The sequence below is a fragment of the Peribacillus sp. ACCC06369 genome, assembly GCF_030348945.1.
Lineage (GTDB): Bacteria > Bacillota > Bacilli > Bacillales > DSM-1321 > Peribacillus.
Map to the genome: position 1 here is coordinate 1,017,171 of NZ_JAUCEN010000002.1, position 11,767 is coordinate 1,028,937.

Consider the following 11,767-nt stretch of genomic DNA (forward strand, 5'->3'; position numbering starts at 1 on the left):
GGGAATTTAAGGATTAGAGTTTAAAACTGCATGGATCTTTGACCTGACATCTTCTTCATGGAGGTGTTTTTTTTCTGTTATCGAGGACCTTTACTCATGATCACGGCATTTTTCCTCCTTTTTTTCATACATTAGTTTAAAGGCGGAAGACAAGGGGGATATCGGATGAATGGAGCGGAGCAAAAGGCTCTGGAATATGCCATTAGTGAAATTACAGAAATAGCAACTGGGTTCGGGTTGGATTTTTACCCGATGCGTTATGAAATTTGCCCTTCAGAAATCATTTATACATTTGGTGCCTATGGGATGCCGACCCGTTTTTCTCATTGGAGTTTTGGGAAGCAGTTTCATAAAATGAAGCTGCAGTATGACTTTGGATTAAGTAAGATCTACGAACTGGTCATTAACTCTAATCCTTGTTACGCTTTTCTGTTGGACTCCAATTCACTTGTACAAAATAAATTGATTGTTGCCCACGTTTTGGCGCATTGTGATTTCTTTAAGAATAATATACGTTTTAATAATACTAAGAGAGATATGGTGGAAAGTATGTCGGCCACGGCAGAAAGAATCCGTGAATATGAAATCCTGCATGGCAAAAAGGAAGTGGAAACTTTCCTCGATGCACTATTAGCCATTGAAGAACATATCGATCCGTCGTTGATGAGACCGAAGCTTGCCTGGACGATGGAAGATGAGGAAGAAGAAGAGGAAATAAAACCGACAGCCACACAATACGATGATTTATGGAATCTTGAAAATAAGGATAAACCGAAGAAATCCACCGTGAAAAAAAGAAAAAAATTCCCGCCAAGGCCTGAAAAGGATATTATGCTTTTCATAGAACAGTACAGCAGGGATCTAACAGATTGGCAACGGGATATCATGACGATGATCAGGGAAGAGATGCTGTATTTCTGGCCGCAGCTGGAAACGAAAATCATGAATGAAGGCTGGGCATCCTACTGGCATCAACGCATAATCCGTGAATTGGATTTATCCTCAGGGGAAGCGATTGAATTCGCTAAACTGAACGCAGGTGTCGTTCAGCCATCAAAGACCAGCATCAACCCTTATTATCTTGGATTAAAAGTGTTTGAAGATATTGAAGAACGCTATGATAATCCAACTGAAGAGATGATCAGGCTTGGCGTCATGCCCGGATCTGGACGGGAAAAGATGTTCGAAGTTAGGGAAATCGAATCTGACATTTCCTTTATCCGTAATTATTTGACGAAAGATCTGGTCATGCGTGAAGATATGTATTTATTCCAAAAGCAGGGCAAGGATTATAAAATCGTCGATAAAGCATGGGAACAGGTTCGTGACCAACTCGTCAGTATGAGGGTTAACGGCGGATTCCCCTATATCACAGTAAATGATGGAGACTTCATGCGTAATGGCGAACTTTATCTGAAACATTGGTATGAAGATATTGAACTGGATCTGAAATATCTTGAGAAAGTCATGCCATATATCCATCAGCTTTGGGGACGCTCCGTGCATATGGAATCAGTCATGGAAGGAAAAGAAGTCCTGTTTTCCTATGATGGAAAAGGTATTCACCGGAAATATTTATAAAGAGGAAGAAAACTGCCGGTCACTCGGCAGTTTTCTTGTTTCATCCAATACTTGCGATTTGCAAGTATTGGTGTTATATATAATATAGAATATTTTGAATGAACTCATTTGGTAGCGAAAGGAGCAGGGGAAAGATATGATCATTCGTGAAGCGATGGAAACGGACATAGATTCCGTCAAAGAAATTTACAATCAAGGAATTGAGGATAGGGTTGCCACGTTAGAAACGGAACCGAAGGATCAAGCCTACATGAAGGATTGGTTTGCCAAGCACATGGGACGATATAAGGTAATCGTCGCCGAGCAAGAAGGGGAAGTCGTTGGATGGGCTTCCTTGAATCCATATAACAATCGCTGTGCTTATAAAGGGGTTGCTGATTTATCCGTTTATATCTCAAGAGATCATCGAGGAAAAGGGATTGGCGGTTTATTGCTTCAATCAATCGAAAAGATCGCAGAAGGAAATGACTTCAATAAAATTGTGTTATTCACATTTCCTTTTAACCAGGTTGGTCAAGGATTGTACAAAAAAAGGGGTTATCGTGAAGTGGGTGTGTTTAAGAACCAGGGAATATTAGATGGGGAATATGTCGATGTTATGGCTATGGAGAAATTACTGTAAACAAATAGGGGGTAGGAGGGGATGACTGTTAACCATTCAAGCGTATTGTCTGTTGATTATTTTGATGCCTATTTCAAGTTGGTTTTAGCTTCTCGTGAACCTAGGGTGGAAAAGGCAAAAGAATTCATCGAAACAAACTTTTTTAAAGGCAAAGCTTGCTATTATGGCGAGCAAACTCACCGAAATTTCATTACGGCTTTTAACAAGCTATAAGGATAAATTAAAAATAGTTGATTTAAATAGTTGCAATATGCAAATAATGTGAGTATAAATATAGTGAGGTGAAAGTAATGGAAAATGAAAACCTTAGAGGTCTCTTCCAACTCTTAACTAGACGTTTTGGATTATTGAATAAAAATTGCTGCAGCGCAGATGGAATTGAGATATCACTTGTTCAAAGTCATATTCTATATGAAATAAACCGACAGAATAACGCTTCCATCCAGCAAATTGCAGAAACACTGGGAACGGATATTACGACGTTCAGCCGACAAATCCAATCCCTAATAAAATTGAATTTAGTCACAAAAACCCCTCATGCGGAAGATCGGAGAATTTCTATCCTTTCTCTGACCGATGAAGGAGTGAAAGTCAATCAAACAATCGATCAGCAAATGAATGATTACTTGAATGAGATCTTCAAGACGATGAATGAGTTTGAAAAGGAATCCGTCGTGCGTGCTCTGACATTGCTTAATGATCGAATGTTGAAGTCTTCCGTATGTTGTACTACTCCTTGGGGGTAGTATAATTTTTCAAGAATACTTGCAAATTACAACTTTTTTGAAATGAAAATATAGGAGGGAATAATGATGGTTCAATTTGATAAAAGTGCATTACCCGTAGCAATTATAGGTGGGGGTCCTGTGGGGCTGGCCGCTGCCGCTCATTTACAAAAAAAAGGAGAGAAGTTTATTGTATTGGAAGTAGGCGACTCGGTTGGTTCCAGCATGTTGGAGTGGGGACACGTTCGAATGTTTTCTCCGTGGCAATATAACATCGATAAAGCAGCAAAGGAACTGCTGGAGAACTCTGGTTGGATGTCACCTGACGGAAATGCTTTGCCAACAGGTCGCGAACTGGTAGTAGAGTACCTTCTTCCGTTGAGTAACCTTCCAGAAATAAAAGAAAAGATCATCTTACAAGCAAAAGTAGTCGGTGTTGCCAAAAAGGCTCATGATAAATTAAAAACAGGAAAACGGGACACGGTTCCCTTTCAACTGTATGTAGAAGTGAATGGTGACACACAAGTCATTGAAGCGAAAGCTGTGATTGATTCCTCAGGTACTTGGACCAATCCAAACCCAATCCTTTCAAATGGAATTTGGACGAATGCCGAGAGAAAATTACACAATCAAATCCACTATGGCATTCCTAACGTCGAACAACTAGAAAACAGATATCAAAATAAAACCACCGTGGTGATCGGAAGTGGCCATTCTGCCATAAATGCTCTATTGGATCTGGCCACCTTACAGCAGAAATTTACGGATACAAAGATCTACTGGGTTCTTCGTAAAAAACAAATCAAAGAAGTGTACGGCGGGCAAGAAAACGACGGCTTGGCCGCTCGTGGAGAATTGGGCATTAGAATTCAGCACTTAGTGGAGTCTGGACGCATAGTAATACTCACTCCCTTTCATATTAACGGAGTTTATCCAACAAACGATAAAATCACTGTGGTGGGAGAACTTAACGGCGAAGAATTCACACTCGGTGATATCGATGAAATCGTTGTGAGTACGGGTTTCAGACCAGATACATCCTTTTTAAATGAAATTAGGATAAACCTTGATTCAGCTGTGGAAAGTATAGAAGCGCTTGCTCCGTTAATTGATCCCAATATTCATAGTTGTGGAACCGTGCGGCCGCATGGTGAACAAGAGTTACGGCACCCTGAAAAGGACTTCTACATTGTTGGCATGAAGAGCTACGGAAGAGCACCTACCTTCTTACTGGCGACAGGCTACGAACAAGTCCGTTCCGTGGTGGCTTATCTTACTGGCGATGTAGAGGGAGCAAAAGAAGTACACTTGGAACTCCCTGAAACAGGGGTGTGCAGTGTTAATATAACTTCTAGTTCCTGCGATTCTGATATTCCTGAAACTGAAACAAAGGATGGTTCTTGCTGTGGCGTCCCCGTTCTAGCGAGGTTGGAAATTAAAAATAATTCTTGTTGTAAATAAAACAGAAGACGAGTCTGGTGATACGAGACTGGTCTTTTTATAGACATTGGTAAACATAATCTCTCGGGCACTAAGGAACTAACTCACCTTTAAGTTTAAGTACAATATTTCACAATCTTGCTTTCTTGATAACTATTACTAAAGGTTTGATATAAAAAAAGGGAACACCTGCTAACCAGGAAGTTCCCTTTTCATTTCGTGAGTTAAAAATACACTAAAACAACGGTTGAAAAAATAGGCTGGGGATTCAAGCTTCTTTAACAGACAACCGTTACATTACCAACAGGAGTTGTATTGAATGAATGTGGTTGGCTATCAGCACCTACGACTAAAAGATTTTGTATTCGCGGAACCGAAAAGAAAAATTACAATAAAACTCCAGAATTAATAAGAGCTCCTAGACAACCTAACCGGAATAAACACTTTCACATGTTCCAGGCTTTGGTTCATAATAACAATGATTTTTATATTGTCCAGCAAAAGGTTGACCGTACCATGTTGGTGGGCATGGAGCATATGGATTAAAATACCAAAGAGCGTATTTCCCTGGGTGTTGCCTCCAATAATCCAAATTCTGTTTCGCTAATCTTTTTTCAGCAGTTCTCGCTCTTTGATAAAATACATTACCTTTTTGAACAGCTTCAAAAGAATAATTTCCTCCTTGAACTTGATAAACGACTTGTGGAATTGTTCTTAAATCTTTAAAGTCTATACAATTTGCTTTAAGACGATTTACAATTACATTGCCAACATATAACATTCCTTGTAATCCTTCACCTTCAGCTTCTGCTCTCATCATCCTTGCCATTAAGTCAACGTCTGAACTTCGGTAATTTACTCTTGGCATTTTTTCACCCCAATAATATAGTATGAAAAAAGCCTACATTAATGTCATTGTTTATAAAATAAGAATGCTTAGTTTTTAAAGCTTACAGCTTTTAAGTAAGAAGTAAACTATGGCATTCTTTTTTATAACTTTATGTAACTATCCTGTCCCGTTAGGTCAATAAGAAAATCAACAACCCCTTTAACCGAGCCTTTGGATAAGATTTCCCAATGCTAGTGAAGTGCGGGCGTAGGCAAAGTTCGCCTTAGTCGGAATTATTTCGAAACATCTTTTAGCAGACTAAAATTAAAAAATTATATTGTTGAATATTTAATTATTGATTAAATAAGAATATACTTATACAATTATCCTGAATAATCACATAAGCATATGATTATTTATTTGATTAGACTAGGAGGGATTAAATGCAAACGAATGAAGCTTTGGATATAGAAGGAACTGCAAACGTTCTTAAACTTCTAGGTGATAAAACTCGTTTGACTATGATTAAAATCATGTATGATCATGAATGTTGTGTCTGTGAATTTGTGGACCTGTTCGAAATGAGCCAACCTGCCATCAGCCAACATTTACGGAAAATGAAAGATAGTGGAATCGTGAAAGAATCGAGAAGGGGGCAATGGGTCTTTTATTCGTTAAACCAGTCTTCTTCCTATTACTCATTTATTCAGACGGTCATCAAGGATTTGCCAAGTCAAAACTTTAAATTAGAAGAATTATCAGCACAAGGAAAACGGATTTGTTGTGACTAACTAGGAGGTACTATTTCAGTGGGACCAGTTATTTTGGCAGTTATCATCTTTTTATTAACACTCATTCTCGTCATCTGGCAGCCAAAGGGATTGTCGATCGGTTGGTCAGCTTGTGGCGGTGCGGTTTTGGCCTTACTTGTTGGTGTGGTGGATTTTACTGATGTCATAGACGTGACATCCATAGTCTGGAACGCTACACTGGCCTTCATCGCCATCATCATCATCTCGCTTATTTTGGATGAGATAGGATTTTTTGAATGGGCAGCACTGCATATGGCTAGGGCAGCCAAGGGAAATGGAGTAAGGATGTTTGTTTATGTAAGTATCCTCGGTGCTCTTGTAGCTGCTTTTTTTGCAAATGACGGAGCTGCTCTAATCCTTACCCCGATTGTATTAGCAATGGTTCGTGCCCTAAAGTTTAATGATAAAATGATATTCCCATTCATCATCGCCAGTGGGTTTATTGCGGACACAACCTCATTGCCTTTAGTGGTGAGTAATCTTGTAAACATTGTTTCTGCAGATTTTTTCAATATCAGTTTTGCCGAGTTTGCATCAAGAATGATCGTACCAGATCTTTTTGCATTGGTAGCAAGCATCTTGGTTTTATATCTGTTTTTCCGTAAAAGCATACCGGAAAATTATGATGTATCCCAACTTAAAAAACCAGTGGAAGCCATTCGGGACCAAAGAATGTTCCGGTTGTCCTGGATAGTATTAGGAATATTGCTGGTAGGTTATTTTGCCAGTGAATTTATTGGAGTGCCTGTATCCATCATTGCAGGCATTGTGGCTATTTTCTTCCTCATGATGGCTAGAAGGAGTCCAGCAGTCAATACGAAAACAGTTATTAAAGGAGCACCATGGGCAATCGTCTTTTTCTCTATAGGCATGTATGTTGTTGTGTACAGCCTGCGGAATGTTGGATTGACGAATGTATTGACGGATTTAATCCAAGTTACATCCAATCAAGGATTATTTACAGCAACGATGGGGATGGGCTTCATAGCCGCCATTCTTTCATCGTTTATGAATAACATGCCAACCGTGATGATTGATGCCCTTGCCATTTCCGATACCAATACTACAGGCGTGATCAGGGAAGCCCTTATATATGCAAATGTCATTGGTTCGGACTTGGGACCGAAAATCACTCCGATTGGTTCTTTGGCAACGTTATTGTGGCTGCATGTCCTATCATTAAAAGGCGTGAAAATCTCATGGGGAACCTATTTTAAAACTGGAATCATCTTAACCATCCCAACATTGTTCATCACATTAGTTGGCTTATATATATGGTTACAAATTATTCATTAAACACTTACATTATTCATGAAGGAGAAACAGCATGGCTAAAAAAACATTATACTTCTTATGTACTGGTAACTCTTGCAGAAGCCAAATGGCGGAGGCTTGGGGGAAGAAATATTTAGGTGACGAATGGCAAGTGCTTAGTGCAGGAATCGAAGCACATGGGTTAAATCCAAAAGCTGTACAAGCAATGAATGAAGTTGGATTGGACATCTCCAATCAAACATCGGATATCATCGACCCTGACATATTGAATAATGCCGATTTTGTCGTTACGTTATGTGGCGATGCGGCAGACAAATGTCCAATGACACCACCGCATGTTAAACGCGAACACTGGGGCTTTGATGACCCGGCAAAAGCGGAAGGAACAGATGAAGAAAAATGGGCTACCTTCCAACGTGTTCGTGATGAAATAGGAGAAAGAATCGAACGTTACTCTAAAACGGGCGTATAAAAAATGTAAAGCCGTGGTATAAGTAAATGATTGTGTTTTAGTTAGTAGGCGAACCAAAGACCATTAAGAAAGAGCTGCCAATTTTGGCAGCTCTTAAATGCATTAAATCTTAATATCGACCTTAGCATTTTTCTGAAGTTCTTCCACATGTTTCACAAGCTTTTCTTGTTTCTTTTGCTGCTCTAGTTGTTTCTTGATTTGCGGCTTCATTTCTTCGAGTTTCTGTACCGGTTGCCCGCTTGTTTTAGCTTGCTCCGCAACCTGGTCGTAGTACTTTTGAATTTCTTCATCAGTTGCTTCTTCCACTTTAATCTCTTTTTCAACGTACTTAGTATATGGAATATTCTCTGCAATCTGAGTATTCAACATTTCCGAATTCAGACCTGCTTGTTTCATCGCTTCCTTGAATTTCTCTTCACTTTCATATTCGTCTTTGATTTCGGCAAGTTGCTTTTCGATTTCAGCCTTGGTGGCTGTGTAGCCCTTTTTATCAGCAGCTTGAAGCAGCAATGTTTGTCCCACTAAAGAGTTGAGCGTTTGCTCTTTAATTTGTTTGGCTCCCTCTTTGGATGTTGGGTCTTGTCCGAATTGCTGCATTTGCATTTGTGTCGTGGACAACACTGTATTATATTCCGCACCTGAAATTTTTTCGTCATTGACGATGGCCACCGTTTTCTTTTCATCTACCTTTTGTTTATCCAGTTCCTTCTGCATTTCTTCCATCTTTTTTTGCTGTTCCTCAGTTGCTTTAGCCGTTTCTTTCTCCTCAGTTGTTTTAGTTTCTTTTTCGTCATTTTTTTTATCAGCTTCATCGTTCGAACCACAAGCTGTTAGAACAACTGCCAATAATCCAATAACGATTGGGTACAATAGTTTCTTCATATTCAGTCTCCTCTCTTATTCGGTGCTAAAAAAATCATCTAATGCGCATTATAAAGGAATGTCCCATAGAAACACAATATATTCATTCTTTTTTTCCAGAAAACAGGAAGATAGTATAGGCATTATCTCATTATATAGGTGAAGCATTCGTGGAAATGAACCAATTTACCCTTCGTTAATCGTGTTAAAGCTCTAATCGTTATAGATTAAATAGCGAAGAGAGGAATTTCCGATAGCGGCCAGGCCGTGTTGATTGTTTTCCACCGTATTGCTGACTCGGGGGATTCCTTCAAGGTAATATCAAATTAACTTTCTTTTAGGTCGTATCTGCCGAGTTTAATAAAGAAGCCTTTTTTTTCTACATTCCTTTTTTCTTGTTTCTTTTAAAGTAATAAATGACTGCAATTACCAGAATCAACAGCACCAAAACAATCCTCACATCGTCTGATGCCTTCAATACTTGTGTCACCGAATAGGCCTCGACAAGGAGGGCAGGCAGTTTTCCGATGGATGTGGCGAAGAAGAATATCATCAAGCCCGTCTTGCTTAATGCTGCTGTAAGGTTAATCACGCCGGATGGTATAAAAGGAAGGAGCCTAAGCATCAGGATCATCCAAAATGCATGAAACCCTTGTGACTTTTGCAGCTGCATGACCCATCGGTTCCTCATGAATTTGGGTTTGAATGTTTGAATGCCCTTTCGATATAACCAAAAGCTGACCACTGCTCCTGCAATTTCCCCCAAGTAAGAAAGAGTCAATCCCTTTTCAAATCCAAATACGGTGATATTGGCAGCCGTGATGAATACGCTTGGAATAAAACCAAGCACGCTAATCAATATGTTCAATACTAAACTTATAGCAATGGAAAAAGGTCCGCTGGATGCTAATGCCTCAGAAATGAAATTCATATCAACCCACAGAACTCCATTTATATCCGATGCCCCATACCGTTTTCAAATGTTGATCAACTGGAAAACCGGCATGACGCAATTTCTCTCTAATATTTCGAATATGGGAATCGATTGTCCGATCTTCCGTATCCGTTTTAAATCCCCATATGGTCGAAAGCAGGTGATCTCTGGAATACACTTGATCTGGTGATTTTAAAAACAGGCACAACATGGAAAACTCTTTTGGGGTTAATGGGATGGTATTGGAATCATAATGCGCTTCATAAGCGGATTCATTTAATTTTATCCCCCTAAAGATCACACCTTGATGATTATGTATTCGCCGCGTCACCGCTTCGATTCTGGCTAGTAAAACATCTTCATTAAAGGGTTTCGTTACATAATCGTCGGCGCCCTTTTTCAGCCCTTTGACCATTTCTTCTGCAGCATCCCGTGCGGTGAGCATGATTATGGGAATATTGGAAAACGCCCGGATCCTTTCGCACGTTTCCCACCCATCCATCTCAGGCATCATTACATCAAGAAGGACCATGTCAGCTTGTTTATGCTCTAAGAACTGTATGGCATCATTTCCGGAATTCATCTTTATGCATGTAAACCCGTGAGGTATAAGGTATAGCTCTATAAGATCAAGCATTCTCTGTTCATCATCAACCAGAACTACTGTCTTCATTTTTTATCTCCTTAAATGTGATAGTGAAGCACGTTCCTTGCTCCAACTTGCTTTTAACTGAAATGGTTCCTCCTTGAACCTCCACTAATTGCCTGACGATGGACAGCCCCAATCCGAATCCACCGGTATCTCTAGCCCGTGATTTCTCGACACGATATAAACGATCAAAGATATGCGGGATATCTTCACTTGGAATGCCCACCCCTTGATCGATTATGGAGATCGAGATTCCGTCAGGTGATTCAGTGGCTTTGATGGCGGTGACTGTATGTTCGTTCGAGTACTTCAGTGAATTATCCAGCAGGTTAAGAATAACTTGCTCAAACCGTGTGGGATCTAAATCTATAAATAAATGATCCTTACATTCCAGATTCAATTGAATTTTTTCATTTGTAAAAGCTGGTAGCACTTTTTCATGAATGGTTTGCAGGAATGAAGAGAGCTGAATGGTTTCTTTTGATATGGTGAATGTATGTACATCCATTCTAGCCATATTGAATAGTTCGTCCAATAATCTGTTTAATCGTTGGGATTCATCATGGATGATCTCCAAGTATCGTGATCTTTCGTACGCATTCAAATCTTTCCGGCGGGCTATATCAGCGTATCCCTTGATATAAGTTAGCGGCGTGCGCAGTTCATGAGAGATACTTGCCAAAAATTCATTGCGTTCCTTCTTTAAATAGTTCAATTCATTAGCCAAGCTTTGAATGGATTGGGCAAGTTCCCCAAGTTCATCTTGTGATCGTACTGGTACAGCCACTGAAAAATTCCCTTTGCTAAGTTTGGTGGTCGCTTCTTTCATCGCAATAAGCGGTCTAGTCAAAGCTTTTGATAAGAAATAAATGGTGATAAGCATGAAGAAAAGGAGCATTACAGTTGCAAAGAGGAAATGCCTATTCAATTGAGCGATTAAATCTTCAACATCCCTGGTATCTTTGAACATGTATACATAGCCTTCATTTTCTTTATCACTGATAAATGGTGTAACGGTGGCTATATACCTTTCATCCTTCCAACTTGATTGGATGATCAGACCTTTTCGGGATAACGGTGAGAGATTTTTTCCTAAAATTTTTTTCATTCCCCCATTAACCTTTTCGGAAGATATCAGGATATCTCCTCTTCTATTCGTTATCACGACATCTGTATCGGTATGTGATTCCATCAGGGCGATATGCTGAAGAGTTGAGTCAGAATAAGTGATTTCCAACACATCACGATGACTATTACCCCGGGCCTTCAGTGATTCCAATTCTTGATTGATACGGGAGTGGATCACTTTATTATGTAAGTAAACCATGGAAACGGTTTCCATCAAAAAAATGCAAACAAATATACACAGTCCCAGCTTAAAGGAGATTTTCAAAATATTCACCTTCTTATTCAATGGAGTCAGTATAGCGAAAAAGTATGTAGAAAGTATGCAGTTTTTTTTCAATTCCGTCGCATCTTCTTAAACAACGATAATCCGAATGATGACTGGTTGCAAGAATGGGCAGTTTTTTTATTTTAGTCTATACAAAATGTTTGCTCGCAGGAA

Annotated in this window: 13 protein-coding genes; 8 read left to right on the forward strand and 5 right to left on the reverse strand. The window is 39.5% G+C overall.

The window, feature by feature from the left end; all coding sequences use genetic code 11:
* The first annotated feature begins 165 nt into the window (after positions 1 to 165).
* The 5 genes from QUF78_RS05765 to QUF78_RS05785 all read left to right on the forward strand — a co-directional run bounded on the left by QUF78_RS05765 (position 166) and on the right by QUF78_RS05785 (position 4,389).
* Positions 166 to 1,581, forward strand: coding sequence for a SpoVR family protein (locus tag QUF78_RS05765; protein WP_289323923.1), 1,416 nt, complete (start codon positions 166 to 168; stop codon positions 1,579 to 1,581).
* 136 nt (positions 1,582 to 1,717) lie between these two features.
* Positions 1,718 to 2,203 carry an arsinothricin resistance N-acetyltransferase ArsN1 family A gene (locus QUF78_RS05770; protein WP_289323924.1) on the forward strand — a complete coding sequence of 162 codons (486 nt, stop codon included), beginning with the start codon at positions 1,718 to 1,720 and terminating at the stop codon, positions 2,201 to 2,203.
* 21 nt (positions 2,204 to 2,224) lie between these two features.
* A complete protein-coding gene (locus tag QUF78_RS05775) occupies positions 2,225 to 2,416 on the forward strand; it encodes a hypothetical protein (RefSeq protein ID WP_289323925.1) in 192 nt (63 codons plus the stop codon).
* Positions 2,417 to 2,493: 77 nt separating this feature from the next.
* The gene (locus QUF78_RS05780) at positions 2,494 to 2,949 is read left to right on the forward strand and encodes a MarR family winged helix-turn-helix transcriptional regulator (RefSeq protein WP_289323926.1); all 456 of its coding nucleotides are present in this window, start codon (positions 2,494 to 2,496) and stop codon (positions 2,947 to 2,949) included.
* A 63-nt stretch (positions 2,950 to 3,012) separates the two neighbouring features.
* On the forward strand, positions 3,013 to 4,389 hold the full coding sequence (locus QUF78_RS05785) for an NAD(P)-binding domain-containing protein (RefSeq protein WP_289323927.1): 1,377 nt from the start codon (positions 3,013 to 3,015) through the stop codon (positions 4,387 to 4,389).
* A 406-nt stretch (positions 4,390 to 4,795) separates the two neighbouring features.
* Here the strand turns inward: QUF78_RS05785 and QUF78_RS05790 are convergent, their stop codons facing one another.
* Positions 4,796 to 5,236 (reverse strand): cell wall hydrolase, encoded by a 441-nt coding sequence (locus tag QUF78_RS05790; RefSeq protein ID WP_289323928.1) that lies wholly within the window; start codon positions 5,234 to 5,236, stop codon positions 4,796 to 4,798.
* A 404-nt stretch (positions 5,237 to 5,640) separates the two neighbouring features.
* Between QUF78_RS05790 and QUF78_RS05795 the strand changes: the two genes are divergently transcribed.
* Genes QUF78_RS05795 through arsC form a run of 3 tightly spaced genes read left to right on the forward strand, consistent with a single transcriptional unit; the run spans position 5,641 to position 7,756 of the window.
* On the forward strand, positions 5,641 to 5,988 hold the full coding sequence (locus tag QUF78_RS05795) for an ArsR/SmtB family transcription factor (protein WP_289323929.1): 348 nt from the start codon (positions 5,641 to 5,643) through the stop codon (positions 5,986 to 5,988).
* 18 nt (positions 5,989 to 6,006) lie between these two features.
* Entirely contained in the window at positions 6,007 to 7,305 is a 1,299-nt protein-coding gene (locus QUF78_RS05800; RefSeq protein WP_289323930.1) for an arsenic transporter, read from the forward strand.
* A 31-nt stretch (positions 7,306 to 7,336) separates the two neighbouring features.
* The gene (gene arsC, locus QUF78_RS05805; RefSeq protein ID WP_289317703.1) at positions 7,337 to 7,756 is read left to right on the forward strand and encodes an arsenate reductase (thioredoxin); all 420 of its coding nucleotides are present in this window, start codon (positions 7,337 to 7,339) and stop codon (positions 7,754 to 7,756) included.
* Between the two features lie 102 nt (positions 7,757 to 7,858).
* Here arsC and QUF78_RS05810 read toward each other — a convergent pair whose 3' ends face one another.
* The 4 genes from QUF78_RS05810 to QUF78_RS05825 form a co-directional block, all read right to left on the reverse strand.
* Complete coding sequence (locus tag QUF78_RS05810) at positions 7,859 to 8,638, reverse strand: SurA N-terminal domain-containing protein (protein WP_289323931.1); 780 nt, start codon at positions 8,636 to 8,638, stop codon at positions 7,859 to 7,861.
* 358 nt (positions 8,639 to 8,996) lie between these two features.
* On the reverse strand, positions 8,997 to 9,548 hold the full coding sequence (locus QUF78_RS05815) for a TVP38/TMEM64 family protein (RefSeq protein WP_289323932.1): 552 nt from the start codon (positions 9,546 to 9,548) through the stop codon (positions 8,997 to 8,999).
* Position 9,549: 1 nt separating this feature from the next.
* Positions 9,550 to 10,224: a response regulator transcription factor gene (locus QUF78_RS05820; protein ID WP_289323933.1), complete on the reverse strand. Its 675-nt coding sequence runs from the start codon at positions 10,222 to 10,224 to the stop codon at positions 9,550 to 9,552.
* Positions 10,202 to 11,506: a sensor histidine kinase gene (locus tag QUF78_RS05825; protein WP_289323934.1), complete on the reverse strand. Its 1,305-nt coding sequence runs from the start codon at positions 11,504 to 11,506 to the stop codon at positions 10,202 to 10,204. Before QUF78_RS05825 ends, QUF78_RS05820 begins: the two co-directional genes overlap by 23 nt.
* Between the last annotated feature and the right edge of the window lie 261 nt (positions 11,507 to 11,767).

Coding starts and splice junctions, on each gene's coding strand:
- QUF78_RS05790 (WP_289323928.1), bottom strand. CDS start 5,236: ATGCCAAGAGTAAATTACCGAAGTTCAGACGTTGACTTAATGGCAAGG.
- arsC (WP_289317703.1), top strand. CDS start 7,337: ATGGCTAAAAAAACATTATACTTCTTATGTACTGGTAACTCTTGCAGA.
- QUF78_RS05770 (WP_289323924.1), top strand. CDS start 1,718: ATGATCATTCGTGAAGCGATGGAAACGGACATAGATTCCGTCAAAGAA.
- QUF78_RS05810 (WP_289323931.1), bottom strand. CDS start 8,638: ATGAAGAAACTATTGTACCCAATCGTTATTGGATTATTGGCAGTTGTT.
- QUF78_RS05785 (WP_289323927.1), top strand. CDS start 3,013: ATGATGGTTCAATTTGATAAAAGTGCATTACCCGTAGCAATTATAGGT.
- QUF78_RS05775 (WP_289323925.1), top strand. CDS start 2,225: ATGACTGTTAACCATTCAAGCGTATTGTCTGTTGATTATTTTGATGCC.
- QUF78_RS05820 (WP_289323933.1), bottom strand. CDS start 10,224: ATGAAGACAGTAGTTCTGGTTGATGATGAACAGAGAATGCTTGATCTT.
- QUF78_RS05815 (WP_289323932.1), bottom strand. CDS start 9,548: ATGAATTTCATTTCTGAGGCATTAGCATCCAGCGGACCTTTTTCCATT.
- QUF78_RS05780 (WP_289323926.1), top strand. CDS start 2,494: ATGGAAAATGAAAACCTTAGAGGTCTCTTCCAACTCTTAACTAGACGT.
- QUF78_RS05795 (WP_289323929.1), top strand. CDS start 5,641: ATGCAAACGAATGAAGCTTTGGATATAGAAGGAACTGCAAACGTTCTT.
- QUF78_RS05765 (WP_289323923.1), top strand. CDS start 166: ATGAATGGAGCGGAGCAAAAGGCTCTGGAATATGCCATTAGTGAAATT.